General features: G+C 63.2%; 21 protein-coding genes. 17 read left to right on the top strand and 4 right to left on the bottom strand.

Features of this window, described 5'->3' with window-relative positions; all coding sequences use genetic code 11:
* Positions 1 to 560: 560 nt before the first annotated feature.
* The 4 genes from FJ988_RS07530 to FJ988_RS07520 all read left to right on the top strand — a co-directional run bounded on the left by FJ988_RS07530 (position 561) and on the right by FJ988_RS07520 (position 2,183).
* The gene (locus tag FJ988_RS07530; protein ID WP_140816107.1) at positions 561 to 755 is read left to right on the top strand and encodes a transcriptional regulator domain-containing protein; all 195 of its coding nucleotides are present in this window, start codon (positions 561 to 563) and stop codon (positions 753 to 755) included.
* 64 nt (positions 756 to 819) lie between these two features.
* Positions 820 to 1,311, top strand: coding sequence for a DUF2285 domain-containing protein (locus tag FJ988_RS07525; RefSeq protein WP_246688460.1), 492 nt, complete (start codon positions 820 to 822; stop codon positions 1,309 to 1,311).
* 360 nt (positions 1,312 to 1,671) lie between these two features.
* Positions 1,672 to 1,854, top strand: coding sequence for a hypothetical protein (locus FJ988_RS30770; RefSeq protein ID WP_181183451.1), 183 nt, complete (start codon positions 1,672 to 1,674; stop codon positions 1,852 to 1,854).
* A 2-nt stretch (positions 1,855 to 1,856) separates the two neighbouring features.
* Entirely contained in the window at positions 1,857 to 2,183 is a 327-nt protein-coding gene (locus tag FJ988_RS07520) for a DUF736 domain-containing protein (RefSeq protein WP_181183450.1), read from the top strand.
* A gap of 841 nt (positions 2,184 to 3,024) precedes the next feature.
* Here FJ988_RS07520 and FJ988_RS07515 read toward each other — a convergent pair.
* On the bottom strand, positions 3,025 to 3,360 hold the full coding sequence (locus tag FJ988_RS07515; RefSeq protein ID WP_140816106.1) for a hypothetical protein: 336 nt from the start codon (positions 3,358 to 3,360) through the stop codon (positions 3,025 to 3,027).
* 562 nt (positions 3,361 to 3,922) lie between these two features.
* Here FJ988_RS07515 and FJ988_RS07510 point away from each other — a divergent pair.
* The 9 genes from FJ988_RS07510 to FJ988_RS07470 all read left to right on the top strand — a co-directional run bounded on the left by FJ988_RS07510 (position 3,923) and on the right by FJ988_RS07470 (position 12,165).
* Positions 3,923 to 4,204 (top strand): AlpA family transcriptional regulator, encoded by a 282-nt coding sequence (locus FJ988_RS07510; protein WP_140816105.1) that lies wholly within the window; start codon positions 3,923 to 3,925, stop codon positions 4,202 to 4,204.
* Between the two features lie 13 nt (positions 4,205 to 4,217).
* Complete coding sequence (locus FJ988_RS07505; protein WP_140816104.1) at positions 4,218 to 5,249, top strand: replication initiator protein A; 1,032 nt, start codon at positions 4,218 to 4,220, stop codon at positions 5,247 to 5,249.
* On the top strand, positions 5,246 to 5,734 hold the full coding sequence (locus FJ988_RS07500) for a DUF2840 domain-containing protein (protein ID WP_140816103.1): 489 nt from the start codon (positions 5,246 to 5,248) through the stop codon (positions 5,732 to 5,734). The genes FJ988_RS07505 and FJ988_RS07500 overlap by 4 nt, the downstream gene beginning before the upstream one ends.
* Entirely contained in the window at positions 5,731 to 6,276 is a 546-nt protein-coding gene (locus FJ988_RS07495; protein WP_140816102.1) for a S26 family signal peptidase, read from the top strand. Before FJ988_RS07500 ends, FJ988_RS07495 begins: the two co-directional genes overlap by 4 nt.
* Before the next feature lie 35 nt (positions 6,277 to 6,311).
* Positions 6,312 to 6,641 carry a DUF736 family protein gene (locus FJ988_RS07490; RefSeq protein WP_140816101.1) on the top strand — a complete coding sequence of 110 codons (330 nt, stop codon included), beginning with the start codon at positions 6,312 to 6,314 and terminating at the stop codon, positions 6,639 to 6,641.
* On the top strand, positions 6,638 to 7,411 hold the full coding sequence (locus FJ988_RS07485) for a lytic transglycosylase domain-containing protein (RefSeq protein ID WP_140816100.1): 774 nt from the start codon (positions 6,638 to 6,640) through the stop codon (positions 7,409 to 7,411). Before FJ988_RS07490 ends, FJ988_RS07485 begins: the two co-directional genes overlap by 4 nt.
* Positions 7,412 to 7,657: 246 nt before the next feature.
* The gene (locus FJ988_RS07480) at positions 7,658 to 9,397 is read left to right on the top strand and encodes a VirD2 family relaxase/mobilization nuclease (protein WP_140816099.1); all 1,740 of its coding nucleotides are present in this window, start codon (positions 7,658 to 7,660) and stop codon (positions 9,395 to 9,397) included.
* 342 nt (positions 9,398 to 9,739) lie between these two features.
* The gene (locus FJ988_RS07475; RefSeq protein ID WP_140816098.1) at positions 9,740 to 11,719 is read left to right on the top strand and encodes a conjugal transfer protein TraG; all 1,980 of its coding nucleotides are present in this window, start codon (positions 9,740 to 9,742) and stop codon (positions 11,717 to 11,719) included.
* Between the two features lie 5 nt (positions 11,720 to 11,724).
* Positions 11,725 to 12,165 carry a CopG family transcriptional regulator gene (locus FJ988_RS07470; RefSeq protein WP_140816172.1) on the top strand — a complete coding sequence of 147 codons (441 nt, stop codon included), beginning with the start codon at positions 11,725 to 11,727 and terminating at the stop codon, positions 12,163 to 12,165.
* Between the two features lie 80 nt (positions 12,166 to 12,245).
* Here FJ988_RS07470 and ehuB read toward each other — a convergent pair whose 3' ends face one another.
* A complete protein-coding gene (ehuB, locus tag FJ988_RS07465; RefSeq protein ID WP_246688459.1) occupies positions 12,246 to 13,172 on the bottom strand; it encodes an ectoine/hydroxyectoine ABC transporter substrate-binding protein EhuB in 927 nt (308 codons plus the stop codon).
* A gap of 329 nt (positions 13,173 to 13,501) precedes the next feature.
* Complete coding sequence (locus FJ988_RS07460; protein WP_140816097.1) at positions 13,502 to 14,905, bottom strand: short-chain fatty acyl-CoA regulator family protein; 1,404 nt, start codon at positions 14,903 to 14,905, stop codon at positions 13,502 to 13,504.
* A gap of 128 nt (positions 14,906 to 15,033) precedes the next feature.
* On the opposite strand from FJ988_RS07460, the gene FJ988_RS07455 reads away from it, so the two are divergent.
* Genes FJ988_RS07455 through prpB form a run of 3 tightly spaced genes read left to right on the top strand, consistent with a single transcriptional unit; the run spans position 15,034 to position 18,634 of the window.
* Positions 15,034 to 16,551: an MmgE/PrpD family protein gene (locus FJ988_RS07455; protein WP_140816096.1), complete on the top strand. Its 1,518-nt coding sequence runs from the start codon at positions 15,034 to 15,036 to the stop codon at positions 16,549 to 16,551.
* An 11-nt stretch (positions 16,552 to 16,562) separates the two neighbouring features.
* Positions 16,563 to 17,723 (top strand): 2-methylcitrate synthase, encoded by a 1,161-nt coding sequence (gene prpC, locus FJ988_RS07450; RefSeq protein ID WP_140816095.1) that lies wholly within the window; start codon positions 16,563 to 16,565, stop codon positions 17,721 to 17,723.
* Positions 17,724 to 17,731: 8 nt separating this feature from the next.
* Positions 17,732 to 18,634 (top strand): methylisocitrate lyase, encoded by a 903-nt coding sequence (prpB, locus tag FJ988_RS07445; protein WP_140816094.1) that lies wholly within the window; start codon positions 17,732 to 17,734, stop codon positions 18,632 to 18,634.
* A gap of 60 nt (positions 18,635 to 18,694) precedes the next feature.
* Here prpB and FJ988_RS07440 read toward each other — a convergent pair whose 3' ends face one another.
* Positions 18,695 to 19,165 (bottom strand): Lrp/AsnC family transcriptional regulator, encoded by a 471-nt coding sequence (locus FJ988_RS07440; protein WP_140816170.1) that lies wholly within the window; start codon positions 19,163 to 19,165, stop codon positions 18,695 to 18,697.
* A 127-nt stretch (positions 19,166 to 19,292) separates the two neighbouring features.
* Here FJ988_RS07440 and FJ988_RS07435 point away from each other — a divergent pair, with 127 nt between their 5' ends.
* Entirely contained in the window at positions 19,293 to 21,689 is a 2,397-nt protein-coding gene (locus FJ988_RS07435; RefSeq protein WP_140816093.1) for a transketolase, read from the top strand.
* Positions 21,690 to 21,696 lie beyond the last annotated feature (7 nt).

The following is a 21,696-nucleotide window of genomic DNA, read 5'->3' as shown; positions in this document are numbered from 1 at the left end:
GCGGCATCGGTTGGCTGCGCGCTGCTCTAGGGAAGCGCACAGGCTCAAACGTCCGACGTGCCGGCCATCACGGTATGCAAAACGATAGGGCAGTTGGCGCTGCAAGAGAAATCCGCGGACATCAGCAATCTCGTGATCGACATGAAAAGCGTCGCGGTCGGCAAAGCTGATACCAGAATGGAAGATGTGCCGGGGGGACAGTCATCCTCGGCGAGGCCTACATCGCACCAATGGCAAAACCGGAACGCCTGATCGCTTCGTCTGCCGGCCCCGCGAGAAAGGCAAGGTTTCGCTGACCCTCCTCACCACCCAGTGATCGAAAAGCATTTCCCAGATCTGCGCGTTGTACGGCTGGCCTCGCTACGAGGTCGCCGTTCCCATGGCAACCTGAACACCCTTGTCCCAGCACACCTCATCCGAGATGCCTGCTCTCGAACTGCGCATTGACCTTCGCCGTCGCGGACGTTCGTCCGCCGCCTCATCATTCGTCAATGACGGAATCCAAGGATTTCACTTGCCGCAGCGGCCACCTATCAAATCCCTGAGAAGGGAAGAACGAGATGAAGCCGGATACATCGCAGTGGCGTGACCCACAGGCATATGCCTTCGTCAAAGGCGCCGCCGCCGATGAGATTGCCTGGGAATTCCTGCGACGCAACCCGCAGTATCAACTAGACTTTGCCGCCTCCCGATCGGCTAAGGCGATGCGCGCTTTGCGAAAGCGCTGGGGTTTACAGTTTCGCCGCCAGGCCTGACCTATCCGCTGTCGAGCAGGCGATCTATTGGGCGCCTCAGACCGACCCTTGGATCGTTAATCTCGTGGCGGTTCCGCCGGATCTGCAAGCAAGAAAGGGCAGGGCCTTCGAGGTCGCACTGGTCTCAGGTCGGCAAGACGAGGTTGGCCTTCATATGCGCTCTTCGCCGGGCGGGACGCAACTGGCGCTTCGCGGAGCCACCAAACAAGGCGAACCGCTCGCCGCCATCATACCCCTCGACGATATGGCGCAGGACCGGCTTGAAGCTATCGAGCGCTTCATCCGTTCAATCCATAGACAGCACCTTCCGGATGCTCGCTTGACCGCGGCCCAGCGCCGGCGCCTGGGCCACATGCTGCGATGCCTCGATGGCAGGGAGCAGCAGGCATCCCACTTCGAAGTCGCAACCGTCTTGTTCGGCCGTCGGCTGGTCAGCGCCGCCGACTGGCACGACTCGGCTTTCCGCTACCAGACGCATCGCCTCGTGCGCGATGGTGTGAAGATGGTCGAGCGTGGCTATCGCCAATTGCTGCGCGCGAGGCGACGGCATTCCTGAGGACGTTGGGTGCCCGCCTTGTGGGCCGCCTCTTGATAGCGCGCCGCTGAGGCCAGAAGCCGCCGTCAAGTCTCGACCGCTATGGCAGCTATCCAATTCGCGAGGCCCATGAGCTGACAGTCGGCCTATCTGCCAAATAGGACACCCGAGATTTGCCATCGTGCGCGCTTGGGCCAGAGCAAAGGTGCAGCCCAGTCAGGCCATGGTAGACACTCACTGCCGACGAAACGATCTCCTATCATCTCTTCGGGCGCAGATGGCGCCATCGCCTCGCTTCATCATTTTACAGAGCGCACCAAGAGCCTCTCGAGCGGCTGATCTGGCCGAAGGACGGCTAAAGCCTCGACCGCCTATGCCGCAATGGCGCGTCGCGCGTTTCTTCCCCTGGGCATAGCCCATTCCTCGCGCAACCAAGAAACGCGCGCCTGCGCCATCCTGCGCTCTGCTGCGGTCGCAAGCGATGCGGCGGCGGTCGCCTCCGGCCTCTCGATCGCCATCGAGGTCGCATGGTGCGGGCTCGAAAACGAAGAGAACGGAGACTGAAAATGGCTACCATCGGCACTTTCAAGAAGACCAATGCGAACGAGTTCACCGGCGAGATCGTCACCCTCAGCGTCCAGGCCAAGGGCGTGCGCATCGTCCCCGACACCCGGGCCAGCGGCGAGAATGCCCCAAGCCACCGCGTGGTGGTCGGCAAGGCCGAGATCGGCGCCGCCTGGTCAAAGCGCTCCACCGAGGGTCGCGATTATCTCGGCCTCAAACTGGACGATCCGAGCTTCACCGCTCCGATCTACGCTAACCTCTTCGCCGACGAGGAAGGCGAGGGCCACAGCCTCATCTGGTCCCGCCCCAGCCGCCGCAACGGCGAGTGAACTGAAGAACGCCTCGCCCGGTCCCGGGCGAGGCGCTTTTCATGTCAATCCCGATGCCTGCAGCCACCGTGGCCGTATGGAAAAAGAGAGGGGCCAGCCCCACAGTTCGCAGATCGGCTGCGCCTGGAGAGCGCGGTTTTGATATCCGGGAAGGCAACGCCATCAGCAATGATGACTGGAGCCGAAACGGGCTGACAGCGGGCGACCTTGTCCACAGCCGAGTTGGGCGAGGTTCACCGCGAGCTAGGTGCGGTCTATGACACCCGCAATGTCACTCAGGAAACGACGTGGGCTCGACCAGCTGAAGCGTAAGCAGGGCCGTCCATAACCTGCTTGAAGAGGGTGGATGCCCGCCTCCTGGCGAATTGGCGGGCATCCTGGACTGGCGATGAAGGGACGCGCTCGCCCAGCGCTGCGCAATGCCGCGCCATGGGTTGCGTGATATGGACCAATGCGCGTGGACATCGGACTTCAGCCACCTCTTTGGTCAGCAGGCACCACATATGTGAAGGTTCCCAAGCGCTGCAGTGTGCTATGAGGGGCTCTCGGTCCTGGCGGGTCCGAGGCCCACAACTCGCCCGCTGGCCCCGGCCGGCGGGCTTTTTGTTATCTAGTGCGTAGCGACAATTCGTTTGGAGCGCTAAATGCCGGTCCCACAACGAGCGAACGAAGTCGCCCCTTCGGCTCTTCACAGGTCTCGATGCTCGGCCGCGTATTTGACGAGCTGAACAGTGAACAGCAATCCCTCAAGCGACAGGAAACTACCTGGCAGGTGTAGGGCGAAGCTGAGTTGTTCTCGGCCTCACAAATACCGCTTGCCCGGTGATGCACGAGCCTGCGATCAGTCCGTTTTGGCGCCGATCCGCAAAGCAAGATCCTGAAGCGCCTTCATGTCAGGCGCGTAGTTGGCAGCATGCGCCGGATATCGCTCGATCTGGCGACGATAGAAATCCGACCACTTCGGCAAATCAGCGATCGGGAATGTTCCTCGCCAGATGCCTTTCTCAAGCGTGAACGTACCCGCATCCGAATCGTAAGTCGCTTTCGCTGTCATGCGGCCTTCTACGTCGATAGACCGTCGATAGCACCTGTTGTCGGCTGCGTCAGTTTGCATCTGGGCGCCCGCTTGGTGCAGCGCTCGCCACCGCGCCGGGCGCTCCAGGGAATGCTTTGCCATCGTCAATCGCCTAGGCGACGTGAGCCGGGCCTCGGTTCGTGCCTCGTCCCGGATGGTCGGGAGCGTTCCGTCGTCGTGCCATAAGCGGAACGCATATTTGAAACCCGCCTCTCACCTGTAACGTCCTCCCCCGAACCGTGGCTTTGGCTGCTGGTTCCAAAGGTTTGTCGAAGTCCATCACAGAGGGAGATTCGACCGGTGGTCAGCCATAACCTCCACTCTATGGATGGCCGTTCGCTTCGCTCCGTTCGGAGCCGACCCTGCACGATCAACGAGTTGTTCCGCATGACGGCTAAGCCTGGGTCAAATTGGTTGCCTTTCGGGACGGCATCTCGAATGGGTCCGCTTGGCGCAGAAGCCGGTCGGCAGGCCAGAAATCGTCAAATGTGTCGGGCAATCTGATAGAGCAGGCGTAGTTCTGCTGCCGACGAGGCGGCAACCGGGAGCCAGCCCGCGCGGTGCGAAAAACTGTCCCTCAATTGCGCACCTGATCACCGTCCTCCTCATCCTCCATCCTTGCCGTCGATCGCCGTTCAATCGCAGCGACTGGAAGGAGACACCCATGAACGAAGACGCCGCGCCATTGCCGCCGCGCTACCTGCGCACTTCGGAAGCTGCGCATTTCCTCAGTCTCTCGGCGCGCACGCTGGAAAAGCACCGCACCTATGGGACCGGTCCCGCCTATCGCAAACTCGGCGGTCGCGTCGTCTACGCCGTCGACGATCTCCAGGCCTGGGTCGAACGTGGCGCCATGACCTCGACATCCGACCCGCATGGCTCGGTGCTGCCCGCCAAGCCTCAAGCGGCGCGCCTGATCGCCTATGCCGGACGCGAGAGGCGCTGAGCCTGATCTCCCTATGTCTGGACGCACGCGCCAACCGTCGGAACGCGGACAGCTTGCTCTGTTCCAAGCGCTGCCTGGTGTCGTCGCGCCACGCGATGCGCAGGACCTCATGGCCTATCCTTTCTTCTCCCTCGCCAAATCCAGGCGCATCGCGCCGATCGACTTTCGCGCCGGCGATGTAGCTATCCGCGTCGAAGCAATGCCCGATCACGGCATGGCGACGATCTGGGATGCCGATTTCCTGATCTGGGCCGCAAGCCAGATCGTCAACGCGCGGGACGCGGGATTGCGCACGTCGCGTTTGATGGCCGCGACGCCGTACGAAATGCTGACCTTCGTCGGCCGCGGTGTCTCGAAGCGAGACTATCTGCGCCTCAAGGCAGCCCTTGACCGCCTGCAGTCGACAAGCGTCGTCACGTCCATTCGCCAGCCTGCGGAAGGCCGGCGCCATCGCTTCTCGTGGATCAATGAATGGCAGGAGCGCTTCGATCGAAATGGTCGCCCTCTCGGGGTCGAGCTCATCTTGCCTGACTGGTTCTACAGCGCCGTCATGGACGACACGCTGATCCTGACAATAGACCGTGCGTATTTCGCACTGACGGGCGGGCTGGATCGATGGCTCTATCGGTTGGTGCGCAAGCATGGCGGACGCCAGCGTGCCGGCTGGCGTTTCGACATCCGGCACCTGCATCAGAAGTCCGGCAGCCTCTCGCCGCTCAAGCGCTTCGCTTTCGAGCTGCGTGACATCGTGCGCCGCCAACCTCTGCCGGGATATCTGCTGTTCACGGAAGTCGAGGCCAGCGGCCGTGTGCTCCTGGCTTTCGAACCGGCGCCCGCGCCGGTTGACAGGATCGTGCCATCAGGAACCCGAACTATCGTGCCATCGGGAACCGCATCCTCGTGCTTTCGGGAACCGCGATCGGCCTTAAGGGGCGGACCCGAAATCGAAAATCGCGCTCCTAACTTGGAGTCTAACTCTCAATCTAACCTTCTTACGGTCGAGCCGCGGACTGGCGTTGGCCGGCGCGAGGGAGACAGCACATGACGTCGTCTCTCCAATCGCCGCGTGGCGACCTCACGACGGTCGAGCTGATCTGGATCGAGAAGCGGATCGAGCATCGCATCCGCTTCGGACGCGCCGTCCATGAGACGATCATCGACAAGCGGCGCCGCGTCGTCGCATTTGCGCCGGGCAGTGTCTTTGCGTTCGTGCGCTGGGCGGCGAATGATTTTGGCACTGTCGTTTCGCGCATCGACATCGTGCGCGCGGTCTTGCCCGCCGAACCTTACCAGACACTGCCTTACATCCGGCCAGGCGGCGTGATCCTGCTCAGGATCACGGGCTGGGACAAAGTCGAGCGGGTTCTCCAGCTGATCGATGCGATCGAGGCGACCGGCCTCGATCCGGTCGAGGCAGCACCGGACTATTGGCGTCAGACCCACAACCGTCTGGTCGCCGGGGGAACGCCGCCCGCTTACTCGATTGAGCAGCACCAGGGGTTTCTGCTGCGCAAGCGAGCGAGCTCATGAGCCGCGCCGCTTGGATAGCCGCAGCACTCACGGCCGTCGTCGCGACGGTCGCTCCGGCTGTCGTGAACATGCCGCCGTTGCTGCTATGGAACGCGTCGGCCAGCGCGCCGCTTGGGCTCTATGCGATCGGGAAAATGGCCGCGCCTACGGCTGGCGCGCTCGCAGTCATCGAGCCGCCAGAGACGGTCGCTCTCCTGGCCGCCGAGCGGGGCTACCTTCCTCTCGGTGCGCCGATGCTGAAGCACATCGAGGGGCTTCCTGGAAGCCAGGTCTGCCGCACCGGCCGCGTCATTACGGTAGATGGGCTCGCCGTTGGCACAGCATTGGAGCGCGACCGCAAGGGACGTGCGCTGCCCGATTGGGATGGCTGCCGCATCATCGCCGCCGGCGAAATCTTCGTCATGAACCGGAAGGTCGCGGACAGCTTCGACGGCCGCTATTTCGGCCCGTTTCCGGCGAGCGCGATCATCGGACGCGCGCTGCCGCTGTGGACCGACGAGCGGGGCGATGGCCGCTTCGCCTGGCTCGCTCCGGTGAACTGAAATTCAGCCAACCAACAACAGGAAGGAGATAGTCCATGGCCGAGATCGGTGTGTTCCACAAAACTGAATCGGGTTACTCCGGGCGCATGCGAACGTTGCTCGTGGATGCCGAGCTGGTGCTCGTGCCGATCAAGACGTCGGACGGCAACGCGCCGGATTTTCGCATTCACATCGGCGACGGCAGCGGTCCCGAGGTCGGCGCGGCCTGGAAGGAAACCGGACAGACGGCTGGCGACTATCTGTCGTGCCGTTTCGAGGATCCGCTGTTTGGCCGGCGATTTCGCGCCGGTCTGTTCCAAGCCGATGACGGCTCTTGGTCGCTGCGCTGGATCCGGCCGAAATCGCGGCCGGAGCAGGCTCGATGATCGGGCCATCGGGACCGGCATGTGCGAATGAAATCCATCCCGTCCGCTGGCGGCTTGGTCGACGTGAGGCACTTTTCTTTCTCGGTGGCATGCTGATCTTCTGTCACGCAATGACGGGGGCCTTCGCACAATCCGCGCCGGACTTTGGCAGATCCGCGGATGATCCCTATGCCGCGCCTATCGCCGAGGCGTCGCACCGCTTCCGCGTTCCGCAGCACTGGATACGGGCAGTCATGCACCTCGAGAGCGCCCGCGATCCGCGCGCCAAGTCGCGAAAGGGCGCTTTGGGTTTGATGCAGATCATGCCCGGAACCTGGGCTGAGCTGCGCCTTCGCCACCAGCTCGGCCGCGATCCCTATGATCCGCGCGACAACATCCTTGCCGGCACGGCCTATCTTCGGGAGCTGTACGATCGATACGGTTCACCGGGATTTCTGGCCGCCTACAATGCCGGACCAGCGCGTTACGAAGCGTCATTGAAGGGCCGTGCGCTGCCGGCCGAGACCCGGGCCTATGTTGCGATGCTCCGCCCTTTCTGGGGCGGCGCCGATGCACCCGGTGCGCTTGCCGCCGGTCATGTCAACGCCGTCACCTGGAGGGTCGCATCGCTGTTCGTCGTGCGCTCCGGATCCCTGGGCACCTTCGGTCTTTCGTCCGGCCAAGACGCTTCCGCCGAGGTCTCGTCGTCACCGTTGGTGCGCAAACTTTTCGCGGCCGGTTCGCAGCCGCGCCAGCTGTTCGTTGGGTCCGACGTCAGGACATCGCAGTGATGACGGAAGTCTCGGTCAGATCGCGCGCTGGCGTCTCATTTGACGTTGCAGCTGGTGAGGCGCGGAGCGTACAGGGCAGCAACCGAGAGATGGCAAGATACAAGGCGCACATTGTGCGGCGGTCGGTTGGTTGTATTTGCTGGGTTTTTTGCCGCTTTCCGCACATTACGGCGCTTGGGCGCAATGTGCTGGCGATGGACAGATCATTGTATTCGTTGAGTTTATGGCAATGTGTGGGCGCGGACCATGTCCGATGAGCGCGAGTTCCGCGTCCGTCCCGGCCGCATTCGCTCGACGCGGGCCCAATCGTCGCGGCCCTTCGTCGCCCAGGCTCTTGCCGCGGCGCAAAGGGCCGGTGGCGGCGCGTCGCGGCCGGGAGGGATCGGCTCGGGCAAGCGCTCGCAGTTCGGACGCGGGAGGGCGGCGAGCATTCAGGCCAACCGCTTCCTTGCTGGCCGCTCACGCTTCGTTGTCGTCAAGACCCGCGTGGTTCGCCATTCGAAGCGTGGCGCGCCGCTCGCGACCCACCTCAACTATCTGCGGCGCGAGGGCGTCACGCGCGACGACGCGAAGGCCCGCATGTTCGGACCGGAAGCCGGCGAAGCCTCGACCACGGACTTCGTCGCGCGCTGCGAGGGCGACCGGCATCACTTCCGCTTCATCGTCTCGCCCGAGGATGCCGTCGAGATGGCTGACCTGAAATCCTTCACCCGTGATCTCATGGGTCGCATGCAAAAGGATCTCGGCACGGCGCTCGATTGGATCGCTGTCGATCATTGGAACACCGGCAATCCCCATGTCCATGTGATCCTGCGCGGTCGCGCGGACGACGGCCAGGACCTGGTGATCTCGCGCGACTATATCAGCCGTGGCATGCGCAATCGCGCCAGCGACCTCGTCACCCGGGAACTCGGCCAGCGGTCCGATCTCGAAATCGGCCGGCACGTCGAGCGTCAGATCGCGGCCGAGCGGTGGACCGGGCTCGACCGCCAGTTGCTTAGGGACGCGCGCGACAACGGCGTCATCGATCTCGCGCCGCATGCCGATCGCCAGCTTGACGAATTCATGGCGCATAAGGTCGGGCGGCTGCGCAGGCTGGAAACGCTTGGCCTTGCCGAGCAGCTCGGTCCTGGCCAATGGATTGTCAGCGACAGGGCTGAGGCAACGCTGCGCCAGATGGGTGAGCGCGGCGATATCATCAAGCGCATGCACCGCGCATTCTCGGCCCGCGACATCGAGCGTGCGAGCACCTGCTATGTGCTGGCCGCGGAGAACCTTGATCAGACGATTGTCGGCCGTCTGATCGAGCGCGGACTGGATGACGAACTCAAGGGCACGGCCTACGCGGTCATCGACGGCGTCGACGGCCGCTGTCATCACGTGAGGCTCTCCGATCTCGAGGCGGCGGGCGACGGCGCGCCGGGCTCGATCGTTGAGCTGCGCAAATTCGAGGACGCTCAGGGACGGCGGCGGCTGGCGCTTGCCGTGCGCTGCGATCTCAACATCGACGCTCAGGTCGTTGCACAGGGAGCGACCTGGCTCGACCGGCAGGCGCTCGCCCGTCCCGCGGCGGTTCTTTCCGATGCCGGCTTCGGCGCCGAGGTGCGCCAGGCGCTTGATCGGCGCGCCGGGCATCTGGTCGGACTGGGATTGGCGGAGCAGCGCCCGGGTAGGACCGTCTTTGCCGGCAACTTGATTGACACGCTCCGCCAAAGGGAACTCGACGCGCTCGGAACCCGCCTCGCGGCCGAGACAGGTCAGCCATTCAACCGTGCCGGTAGAGGCGAGTTCGTGTCGGGCACCTACAGGCAGCGCTTTGCGCTTGCGTCCGGGCGTTTCGCGATGATCGATGACGGCCTCGGTTTCCAGCTCGTTCCATGGACTCCGTCGCTCGAGAAGCATCTCGGCCAACATGTCAGCGGCGGCACTCGCGGCGACGGTGGTGTCGATTGGAGCTTTGCCCGCAAGCGCGGGCTAGGTCTCTAGCCGCTACGAAGCCTTCGTCACGGCGCGCGTATAAATGTAGGTATACGCAAATGCGTATAGAAGACGGATATACGCAATCGCGTATGAAGCGTGCCACTCAGGTTCCAATCCAAGGCAATAGCAAGCGCTGTCCTGCCATTCTCGGATCGAAGCAAGGTGCGGTGCCGTCCTCGCCCTCAAGCCTGACGAGAGCTTGACTGGCATGCGTGCGCTCGCGCACCAGGGATGCTGGGCTGCCGATCCTTTGTCTTCCTCGCCGACAGCGCGACGCAACGCGATCGGTGAGAGCCTGCTGTTGAATCTCGCATCACCTTGCTGGCCTCTCGGCGCGAGGAGATACGAATGTCGGGAACGAAAGTCCTCTGGGGGCAGATCCTCGCTGTCTTCCTGATCGTCCTCCTCACGACCTGGGGATCGACGCAATGGTCGGCGTGGCAGCTGGGATATCAGGTGGGGCTGGGCACGCCTTGGTTCGTCATCGGCGGCATGCCGGTCTATTACCCGCCTGCCATCTTCTGGTGGTGGTATTTCTATGATGCCTATGCGTCTGGCATCTTTGCGCGCGGCGGCCTCATCGCCGCCTCGGGCGGCTTCATCGCGATCGCTGTGGCGATCGGCATGTCGCTGTGGCGTGCCCGCGAGGCGAAGAAGGTCGAGACCTACGGCTCCGCCCGCTGGGCAGACAAGAGTGAAGTGCAGGCGGCTGGCCTGCTCTGCCGCGACGGCGTGGTTCTGGGGCGGTATGGGGCTCACTACCTTCGCCATGATGGGCCTGAGCATGTGCTGTGCTTTGCGCCGACGCGTTCGGGAAAGGGCGTCGGCCTTGTCGTGCCTTCTCTGCTTACCTGGCCTGGCTCTGCGATCGTCCATGACATCAAAGGCGAGAACTGGCGCCTCACCGCCGGTTTCCGTGCCCGCCACGGCCGGATTCTGCTGTTTGATCCGACAAATGCCAGATCGGACGCTTACAACCCTTTGCTTGAGGTTCGCCGCGGGGAATGGGAAGTCCGCGACGTGCAGAATATCGCCGATATCCTGGTTGATCCCGAAGGCTCGCTTGAACGGCGCAACCATTGGGAAAAGACCAGCCACGCGCTCCTGGTCGGCGCGATCTTGCATGTGCTTTATGCCGGAATGGACAAGACCCTTGCCGGCGTCGCGGCATTCCTGTCCGATCCGAGGCGGCCGATCGAATCGACCCTGGCAACGATGATGACAACGCCGCATCTGGGGGAGGGCGGTCCGCACCCGGTCATCGCCAGCGCGGCCCGTGAGTTGTTGAACAAGTCCGACAACGAACGCTCCGGCGTACTCTCGACGGCGATGTCCTTTCTTGGACTTTATCGCGATCCGGTGGTTGCCGAGGTGACCCGCGCCTGCGACTGGCGCATCGCCGATCTGGTCGCCGATTCTCATCCGGCGACGCTTTATCTCGTTATTCCACCCTCCGACATCAGTCGCACCAAGCCACTGATCCGTCTCATTCTCAACCAGATCGGCCGCCGCTTGACCGAGGATCTGCAGGGGAGGGCGGATCGCCATCGATTGCTTCTGATGCTGGATGAGTTTCCGGCGCTCGGACGGCTCGATTTCTTCGAATCCGCGCTCGCTTTCATGGCCGGCTATGGGCTGAAGAGCTTCCTGATCGCTCAGTCTCTCAATCAGATCGAGAAGGCCTACGGGCCGAACAATTCGATTCTCGATAACTGCCATGTGCGCGTCAGTTTCGCGACAAATGACGAGCGCACCGCCAAACGAGTCTCCGACGCGCTTGGTACGGCAACCGAGCTGAAGGCGATGAAGAACTATGCCGGTCACCGGCTCTCGCCTTGGCTCGGGCATCTCATGGTTTCACGCTCGGAGACGGCGCGGCCCTTGCTGACGCCCGGAGAGGTCATGCAGCTGCCGGCTGGCGACGAGATCGTCATGCTGGCCGGCACGCCACCGATCCGGGCGAAGAAGGCGCGCTATTTCGAAGACCCGCGCCTGCGAGAGCGCATCATGCCGCCTCCCGCTCCCAAGGAGCGGACCGATCCGAAACCTGATGATTGGACCGCGCTTCCTCTGCCACTACCGCTGTCCGGGACGGCTGTCGCGACCTGCGGTTCGGTCACCCGGCAGGAATCGACCGAGTCCGAGCTGCGGCGTCAGCCCGAGCTCGATCCCCCGATTGTGGCCGAGCCGCCGCTCATCAACGAATTCGAGATCGACGCGCCTGACGAGACGGATGACCTCGCTGCAAGCAGCAACCGGATGGCTCGCATCGTGCGGGGCGTGGCGCGCCAGATCGCGCTCGATCCCGACGATGGCATGGAGCTGTGACGGCTGTGACGGCACGAAAGAAAAAGGTGCAGATTTCCGTCTATCTCGATCCTGCCGTGATGGCGGCGCTGCTCGAATATGCTGCCCGGCGCGATCACTCACAATCGCTCGTCGCCGAAGCGGCGATCGCGTCGTTCCTCTCGCCCGATGCCGACGCGCATCGCGAGGCGGCGATCTCCAGACGCCTCGACCGGATCGACCGCCGGATCGCTCGACTGGAGCGCGACGTCGGCATCGCGATTGAAACGCTGGCGGTGTTCGTCCGCTTCTGGCTCGCGACCACGCCTGCCTTGCCGGAGCCGATGGCCCAGGCGGCGCGCGCCAAGGCGAGCGAGCGCTACGAGGCCTTCATATCCGCGCTTGGCAGGCGGCTGGCGAAGGGACCAGCCTTGCGGCAGGAAATCCCCGAAGACGTCGTGCCGCCCAGCGATGCGGAGCGGCACTGATCTGCAGTGCGTATCGGTGGATGGAAGGCGCCGCCCCCATTGGCCCGGCACCACCCCCTCTGTCGGCGCGCCCTGCTTGGTCAGTTGGCGGCTCCGCACAGTTGCGACGTCGTCAATCCTGGCGGCACGTTCTCCGTCGCGCCAAATCCGTACTTCGCCATGATGGTGGCGATCGTGCCGTTCGCCATGACCTTCGCCAGACCCTGATTATAGAGGTCGCGCAGATCGCTATCGTCCTTCCTGAACGCGATGGCGATGTAGCTGATCGACGTCTCGCTCGTCGTGAACGGGCTGGCGCGCTCAAGGTCGGGGCTCTTGTTTCCGCTGAGCAGCCCGATCACCGTCGGGGAAGAGAACACCGCGGCGTCGATGCGGCCGGCGCGCAATGCCGCGATGTTGGTTTCGATATCGGGAAACTGCAGGATTCGGTCCTGCGGAACGCCCTCGGTGATGGCATTCTGAATGACGTTGCTGCCGCGGCCGCCGCCCATGATCACGTCGGACTTTTTGGCGAGATCCCCATAGCTGTGTATCGCCTTGGGGTTACCGGCAAGCACGATCGCCGCGTCGTCGGACCTCAGGTCGGGAGCGCCGAAGGCGACCTGCTTGCAACGCGCTGGCGTTATCGACAAGCCGGATGCCACGGCATCGAAGCGGCCGGCCATCAGGCCCGGGATCAAGGCACCAAATTCAGTGACCTCGAAGTCGACCTGCTTGACGCCGAGACCGGCGAACGCGGCTCTCAGGAGATCCGGGTGCCAGCCGAGCAACTCGCCAGTTCCCTCCTTCTTGTAGCCCCATGGCGCACGGTTATGGATGCCGATGACGATCCGGCCTTCCTTCAAGACGCGTTCCTTTGTGGTTTCCGCCGTTGCCGGCAGCACGGTTCCGACAAGTGCAGCATAGGCGATGCATGCAAGGCCAATGGCGGCCGAGCGGGCTCGAAATTTCATCGGTGTAATCCTCCCATGGGATTGAGTTGCGCGCAGGCGTTCCGCCGCAGCCACGCGACGCTAAGGTCGAAAGTACCGGTTCGTCAATATAGATGTACAAAATATGTACTTAATATTGCAATCAAGTAGTTGAGAGGCTCTCACTCGCGGCAACGAGGCGAATACGCCTGTTCGGCTGCCATTGGGTCAACGCGGGTGCCCCGACCTCGCTGCAGAAGTGGCCACGATGAACGCCGGAGAATCCCGGCCGATCAGACGGGCAAGCTGTTGGAGCGCTTGAGCTGGCCAAGCCCCTGTCCTCCTGCCAGTCCAGGATTATGTCACGGCAAAGGGATCGAACGCGCGAGTCCGCCGTTTCGTCGTCCGGCCGGCACTTGGCGTGCTCAGGCGATCTGGTAGGGCACGGCCTCGCGACGCTGCCGGTCGACGGTGATCTTGTGCGTCAGGGGTGGCACGGACCGATGGACGCAATCCGAGCGAATGCAGATCCGGCACGAAATCCCGATCGGATCGAAGCCGGCGCGACTGGTTATGTCGAGCCCGTCGGCATAGACGAAGTCGCCGGCATGGGCAATCTCGCAGCCGAGTGCGATGGCGTAGCGACGCCGTGCGGCGTTGAAGCCGCCGCCAGATTTGGTGAGTTCGGTCGCCACCGACAAATAGCGCACGCCGTCGGGGGTTTCGGCGAGCTGGCGGAGGAAGCGGCCGGGGCTTTCAAAGGCCTGGTGTACATTCCAAAGCGGACAGGCGCCGCCAAACCGCGCAAATTGCAGCTTGGCCGCGCTGTGGCGCTTGGTGATGTTGCCCGCGCGGTCGATGCGGGCAAAGAAGACGGGCACGCCCTTCGAGCCCGGCCGCTGCAACGTGCTCAGCCGATGGGCTACCTGCTCGATGGAGGCGCCGAAGCGCGCGGCGAGCAGTTCAAGATCATGACGCAGTTCCTTGGCGGCCGAAAGGAACCTCTGGTAGGGCAGCGTCAGCGCGCCGGCGAAATAGTTGCAAAGACCGACCCTGCATATCTCGAAAGCGCCGGGCGAACGGAAATCCGCCCGGCCTGCGATGCGATCGGCCTCGTCGCCGGCTTCGATCTCGGCGACCTGGAAGGCGATCTGGAAGTTGCGGGTCGCTGCCGGCAGATAGGGGTTGAGATAGAGCACCTTTGCCATGGGATCGAAGCGCCGAATGAGGTCCGGCTCCGTGGCGCGGGCGATGCGGACGCCATGCTCGCGCTCGAGATGTTGGCTCAAGGCAGCGCCGGTCTCGCGATCGGCAATGCCGATCTTGGCGGCCAGCCGCTCGGCCGCTGTGTCCAGGTCGTGGATGTAGTTGTCGACGAAATGGAAGAAGTCGCGCACTTCCTCATAAGGTGACGGCTCGGCCGCGGCGTGCGCCGCAGAGGCGTCGAAGGAGGCCAACTGCTCGCTGCTTCGGCGATAAGCCTGGTGGCAAGAGATCAGCGCCTTTGCCAGCCCGGGAGCGTTCCCGGCGATCAACTTCATTTCCTGCAAATTGGGCGCATAGCCTTCGAACAGCGGATCGGCCAGGGCTTCAATCAACGCCGACAGCAGCCTGTCTCCCTCGCCTTGCGAGAGCTCGGCCAGGTCGATCTGAAACTTGTCCGCCAAAGCCAGCAGGACGGAAGCGGAAACCGGGCGCTGATTGTTTTCGATCTGGTTGAGATAGCTGGTCGAAATGCCAAGCCGCTCGGCAAACTGAAGCTGCGTCAGCCCGATGGACTGGCGAAGCTCGCGGATCTTGCGGCCGAGATAGAGCTTTGGCAGAGCCATGTTCGCACTTTCGCAAAATGCATTTTGCAAATTCATAACTTACACATCCGCGCCTTTTCAAGCATTCCGGCTGGCCACGTGAACCGCCTAGATAGCCCTCGTGAAACCCAGCCGAGGAATACCGTCCCGTGAATTCGCATAACGTCCGCACCTACAAGTCCGCCGAGAAGCTGGCCCGGGAAGACCAGCTTGCCTGGAAAATCGCGGAGGTCGCGGCCGACGACGTCCCGCTGGACGACGATGTCGTTGAAATGATCGGCAATCGCATCATCGACAACGCGGCCGTGGCTGCCGCTTCGCTCGCCCGTCATCCCGTGGCGAGCGCCAGGGCGCAGGCAATGGCCCATCCGCTTGCGCCGGGAGCAACGGTGTTCGGTCTGGCTTCAGGTAATCGGGTCTCGCCAGAATGGGCCGCCTGGGCAAATGGCGTCGCCGTGCGCGAGCTCGATTTTCACGACACCTTCCTAGCCGCCGACTATTCTCATCCCGCAGACAACATCCCGGCGATCCTCGCCGTGGCGCAGCATTGCGGCCTGTCGGGAGCGCAACTGGCGAAGGGCATCGCCACCGGCTACGAAATCCAGGTCGATCTGGTGAAGGGCATCTGCCTCCACGAACACAAGATCGACCACATCGCGCATCTCGGCCCGGCGGCCGCGGCCGGCATCGGAACGGCGCTCGGCCTGCCGGTCGAAACCATCTATCAGGCCGTGCAGCAGGCGCTGCATGTGACGACCACGACGCGGCAGTCGCGCAAGGGCGAGATCTCGAGCTGGAAGGCTTATGCGCCAGCCTTCGCCGGCAAGATGGCCGTGGAAGCAGTCGACCGCGTCATGCGTGGCGAACGCGCGCCATCGCCGGCCTGGGAGGGCGAGGATGGCTTCATCGCCTGGCTGCTTTCGGGCCCGGCGGCGCAATACACAGTGCCCCTGCCGGCGAAGGGTCAACCGAAGCGGGCGATCATGGACACCTACACCAAGGAGCATTCGGCCGAATATCAGAGCCAGGCCCTGATCGACCTCGCGCGCCGCATGAGCCCAAGGATCGGCGATCTCTCCCTGGTCAGCGATATCGTCATCCAGACCAGCCATCACACCCACCACGTGATCGGCACCGGCGCCAACGATCCGCAAAAACTGGATCCAGGATCGAGCCGCGAAACGCTCGATCATTCGATCATGTACATTTTCGCCGTCGCGCTGGAGGATCGCGGCTGGCACCATGAGGGCTCCTACATGCCGGAGCGCGCGAACCACCCCGAAACGATTGCGCTCTGGCACAAGATCCGGACTGTTGAAGACCCGATCTGGACGCGGCGCTACCACAGCCACGATCCGCGCGAGAAGGCGTTCGGCGGGCGCGTTGTCGTCACGCTCGAAAATGGCAGGGTCATCGAGGACGAACTGGCGATTGCCGATGCGCATCCGCTTGGCGCGCGTCCTTTTGCACGGGCGGACTATATCGGCAAGTTCTGTACCCTTGCCGAGTGCATCGTGACGGCCGCCGAGCAGGAACGCTTCATCGCCGCGGTCGAGCGACTGCCGGCACTGCGGCCGGACGAACTTGCCGGGCTCACATTCGCCGTCGATCCGGCAAGGCTCGGCGAGCGGGCGACGCGCGGTATTTTCGACTGGAAGCGTGGTTGAGGGAGGACGAGATGACCGCACCCAAGAAATCCGTCGCGCTCTCCGGCGTCGTGGCCGGCAACACGGCCCTTTGCACGGTCGGGCGGACCGGCAATGATCTGCATTATCGCGGCTACGATATTCTCGATGTCGCCGACGCCTGCGAATTCGAGGAGATAGCTCATCTCCTGGTGCATGGAACGCTGCCGACCGTGGCCGAGCTCGGCCGCTACAAGGCGAAGCTCAAAGCGCTTCGCGGGCTGCCGCAAGCCGTGAGACAGGTGCTCGAACTGCTACCCGCCGCGACCCATCCCATGGACGTGCTGCGCTCCGGCGTGTCCGCCCTCGGCTGCGTGTTGCCGGAAGCCCGGGAACACGGCCATGCCGGCGCGCGCGACATCGCCGACCGGCTGACAGCCTCGCTCGGCTCGATGCTGCTCTACTGGCATCACTTCGCCCTGAACGGCCGGCGCATCGAGGTCGAGACCGACGACGATTCGATCGGCGGCCACTTCCTTCACCTGCTTCATGGAATTCCACCGAAGGCGGCCCATGTGAAGGCGATGCATGTGTCGCTCATCCTCTATGCCGAACATGAATTCAATGCGTCGACCTTTGCCGCGCGCACGATCGCGAGCACCGGCTCCGACTTCTACTCTTCGATGACCGGCGCGATCGGCGCCTTGCGCGGCCCCAGGCATGGCGGCGCGAACGAGTTCGCCTTCGAGATCCAGAAGCGCTATGCCGATGCGGATGAGGCGGAGGCGGACATCCGTCGCCGCATCGAGGCGAAGGAGGTCGTCATCGGCTTCGGCCACCCGGTCTATACGATGTCCGATCCGCGCAACGAGGTGATCAAGAAGGTGGCCCATTCGCTGTCGGTCGGGACAGGTTCGAGCAGGATGTTCGATATCGCCAAGCGCATCGAGGCGACGATGGCCGAAACGAGGAAGATGTTCGCCAATCTCGACTGGTTCAGCGCCGTCTCCTACCACCTTATGGGTGTGCCGACCGCGATGTTCACGCCGCTGTTCGTCATTGCCCGCAGCTCAGGCTGGGCCGCGCACATCATCGAACAGAGGCAGGACAACAAGATCATCCGTCCATCCGCGAACTATGTCGGCCCCGACAATCTCCAATTCATTCCGATTGAGCGGCGCGGAGATGCATATGCCGTCCATGAGGCTGCTTGAGGAAGACCATGTCGTACCTTTCAGCTTCCGCTCTTCCGGTGACGCCGGCCGGCGAGCGTTTTCGGGCGCTGCTCGAACGTGGAGGGATTCTGCAACTCCCCGGCGCCCACAATGGCATGGCCGCGTTGCAGGCGAAGTCAGCGGGTTTTGACGGACTCTACCTGTCTGGCGCTGCCATGACCGCCTCGATGGGTATTCCCGATCTTGGCATCATTACGGTCGATGAGGTCGCCTTCTTCATCCGCCAGATCGTTCGCGCCTCAGACTTGCCACTGCTCGTCGACGGCGACACCGGCTACGGCGAAGCGCTCAACGTCATGCACATGGTGCGGACCTTCGAGGATGCCGGCGCGGGCGCGGTGCATATCGAGGATCAGCTCCTGCCCAAGAAATGCGGCCACCTCAACGACAAGAAGCTGGCCGACGCGCATGATATGGCCGCCAAGGTGGCGGCGGCCGCGAAGGCGCGGCGGCATCTCTACCTGATCGCGCGCACCGATGCCGCCGCAAGCGAAGGCCTGGACGGCGCGGTGGCCAGGGCGAAGCTCTATATGGCGGCCGGCGCCGATGCGATCTTTCCGGAGGCATTGACGACGGCCGAGATGTTGCGTGCGTTTGCGGCGCGCATCCCGGGCGTTCCGCTGCTGGCCAACATGACGGAATTCGGCCGCACGCCCTTCTTCACCGTGAAAGAGTTCGAGGAGATGGGCTATCATATGGTGATCTGGCCGGTGTCATCGTTGCGGGTTGCCAACAAGGCCCAGGAAAAGCTCTATGCCGCCATCAGGCGCGACGGCGGCACGCAGAACATGGTCGAGGCCATGCAAACGCGGGCGGAGCTCTATGCGACCATCGACCTTAACGGCTACGAGGCGCTCGACGCCTCGATCGTGGCGAGCGTAGTGCCTTAAGCAGGGGCCGTCACGTGCATCTTCTCGGACATGCCATACGCCGCGCCACGCGGCAGCGACCTATTCTATCGGCAGCGGTTGGGCATGCTTGACCTGTCCCAGCGCAAAGCTCGATTCAATCGAGGCGACGCCTTCCAGACGGGTGAGGGTGCGTTTCAGGAAGGCTTCGTAGGCCTCCAGATCCTTGACGACGATGCGCAAGAGATAGTCCCGCTGGCCCGTCATCAGGTAGCATTCGACGATCTCCGGCCAGCGCTGGACCGCCTTGGCGAACCGATCCAGTTCCTCCTCCCGCTGGCGCTCGAGCTTGATCGACGCAAAGACGCTGATCGGCAACCCGACTTTGACCTGGTCGACGACGGCCACATAGCTCATTATCACCCCGGTCGCTTCCAAATTGCGGACCCTGCGGGCGCATGGGGAGGGCGATAATCCCACTTCCTCGCTCAATTGCTCGCTCGTCGCGTGGGCGTTGGACTGGAGGATGGTCAGGATTTTTCGGTCGATGTCGTCGATCGGAGATTTTGACATGCTTGGGCCCAATTCGGCAAATTCTTGGCCCTTATAGCTAAATCAGGTTCACAAAACAGCTCAAATTGAGCGAAATCGCTTCTGGCGATCCTGTACGGTCGTGATGGTCTCAATGAGGACAGCGATCATGGACAGAGAAGAGTTGGAACTGCTGGCAGCGCTGGAGAAGAAGGTGCTGTGGTTGTCGACCTGGACCATCCACAACGCCAATCACATCCGCGCCAACGAGGACGGGCTGAAGGTCGGCGGCCACCAGTCGTCGTCGGCGTCGCTGGCGACGATCATGACAGCGCTCTACTTCTCGATCCTGCGCCCCGAAGACAGGGTGGCGGTCAAGCCGCATGCCAGCCCGGTCTTCCATGCGATCCAATATTTGTTCGGCAATCAGAGCCGCGAAAACCTGCAGAATTTTCGCGGCTACAAGGGCGCGCAATCCTATCCGTCGCGTACCAAGGACGCCGACGACGTCGACTTCTCGACCGGCTCCGTCGGGCTCGGGGTTGCCCAGACGCTGTTTGCCTCGCTTGTCCAGGATTACCTGCACACCAAGGAACTGGCCGCTTCTCTGCCGCACGGAAAGATGATTGCCCTGATCGGCGATGCCGAGATGGATGAGGGCAATATCTTCGAGGCGCTCCTCGAAGGATGGAAGCAAGGCCTGCGCAATACGTGGTGGATCGTCGACTATAACCGGCAAAGCCTCGACGCCGTCGTGCGCGAAGGCTTGTGGGAACGGTTCGAGTCGCTGTTCAGGAATTTCGGCTGGGACGTCGTGGTCGTCAAATATGGCCACCTTCTGCAAGCAGCCTTCTCAGAACCGGGCGGCGAGGCGCTCAGGCAGTGGATCGAAGGCTGTTCAAACCAGCTTTATTCCGCGCTGACCTATCAGGGCGGCGCGGCCTGGAGAAAGCGCCTGCTCGACGACATCGGCGACCAGAGCGCCGTGTCCAGGCTCATCGAAACCCGCAGCGACCAGGAGCTGACGCGGCTGATGACCAATCTGGGCGGCCACGACCTGGCGACGCTGACCGATGCCTTCGAAAAGGCGCGAACGCATGACCGGCCGGTCTGCTTCATTGCCTACACCATCAAGGGCTTCGGCCTGCCGCTCGCGGGCCATAAGGACAATCATGCCGGGCTGATGACGACGGCGCAGGTCGAGGCGTTGCGGGCCGCGCACGGCGTGCGGCCCGGCAAGGAGTGGGAGCCGTTCGAAGGCCTTTCCCAGGCCTCGCGTCTTGCCGACTTTGTTCGCAATGCGCCGTTCAACGTCACGGGCAGAAGGCGCTACGCATCGGGGCATGTCGATGTGCCGGCGGAGTTGAATGTGCCTCTTCAGGCGCAGATGTCGACGCAGCAAGGCTTCGGCCTTGTGATGCACGAGATCGGCAAACAGGATAGCGAATTCGCGCGGCGCGTCGTCACGACCTCGCCGGACGTCACGGTGTCGACCAATCTCGGCGCCTGGGTCAATCGCCGCGGGCTGTTTGCGCGCAGCGAGATGGCGGACCTTTTCCGCAAAGAGCGCATCCCGTCCACCTTCAACTGGGATTTCTCGCCCAAGGGCCAGCACATCGAACTCGGCATCGCCGAAATGAATCTCTTCATCATGCTTTCGGCGCTAGGCCTGTCCCACTCGGTCTTCGGCGAGCGCCTGCTGCCGGTCGGAACGCTCTATGATCCGTTCATCGAGCGAGGGCTCGATGCTTTGAACTACGCCTGCTACCAGGACGCCCGCTTCATCGTCGTCGCGACACCTTCGGGCGTAACGCTGGCGCCGGAAGGCGGCGCCCACCAGTCGATCGCGACGCCGCTGATCGGCATGGCGCAGGACGGGCTGGCGACTTTCGAACCGGCTTTCGTCGACGAACTCGCAACGATCATGCGGTTCTCCTTCGATTATATGCAGCGCTCGGGGGAGACCGAGCCCAACGAAGTGACCTGGCTGCGGGACGCCATGGGCGGTTCGGTCTATCTCAGGCTTTCCACGCGCTCGATCGAACAGCTCAACCGCAAGATCGGACCGCAGCTCTCCCAGGACATTGTCAATGGCGGCTACTGGATGCGCGCGCCCGGCCCGAACGCGGAGGTTGTGGTGGTCTATACCGGCGCCGTCGCTCCGGAGGCGATCGAGGCGGTCGGCCTGATGGGCGAGGACAGGCGCGATGTCGGCCTGCTCGCCGTTACCTCGGCCGATCGGCTCAACGCCGGATGGACTGCGGCCCAGCGCGCGCGGGAGCGCGGCCTGGTCCAGGCAAGAGGCCATATCGAGCGCCTGCTCGAGCAGGTGCCGGCGCATTGCACTTTGATCACGGTGGTGGACGGGCATCCTGCAACGCTGGCGTGGATGGGATCGGTACATGGCCACCGCACCCGAGCGCTTGGTGTCGAACATTTCGGGCAAACCGGCACGATTGCCGATCTATATCGGCACTACGGCATCGATGCTCAGGGTATTGCACGCGCGGCGCAGACGATCTCCGGCGGCAGGCCGATCAGGCATCTGGGGGTTGTGGCCGCGTAAGCGGATT

The organism is Mesorhizobium sp. CU3, from assembly GCF_006442965.1.
In the GTDB taxonomy this organism is placed as follows: Bacteria; Pseudomonadota; Alphaproteobacteria; order Rhizobiales; family Rhizobiaceae; genus Mesorhizobium.
The sequence above is the reverse complement of the archived record's forward strand: the minus strand, read 5'-3'. Positions and strand labels throughout refer to the sequence as shown.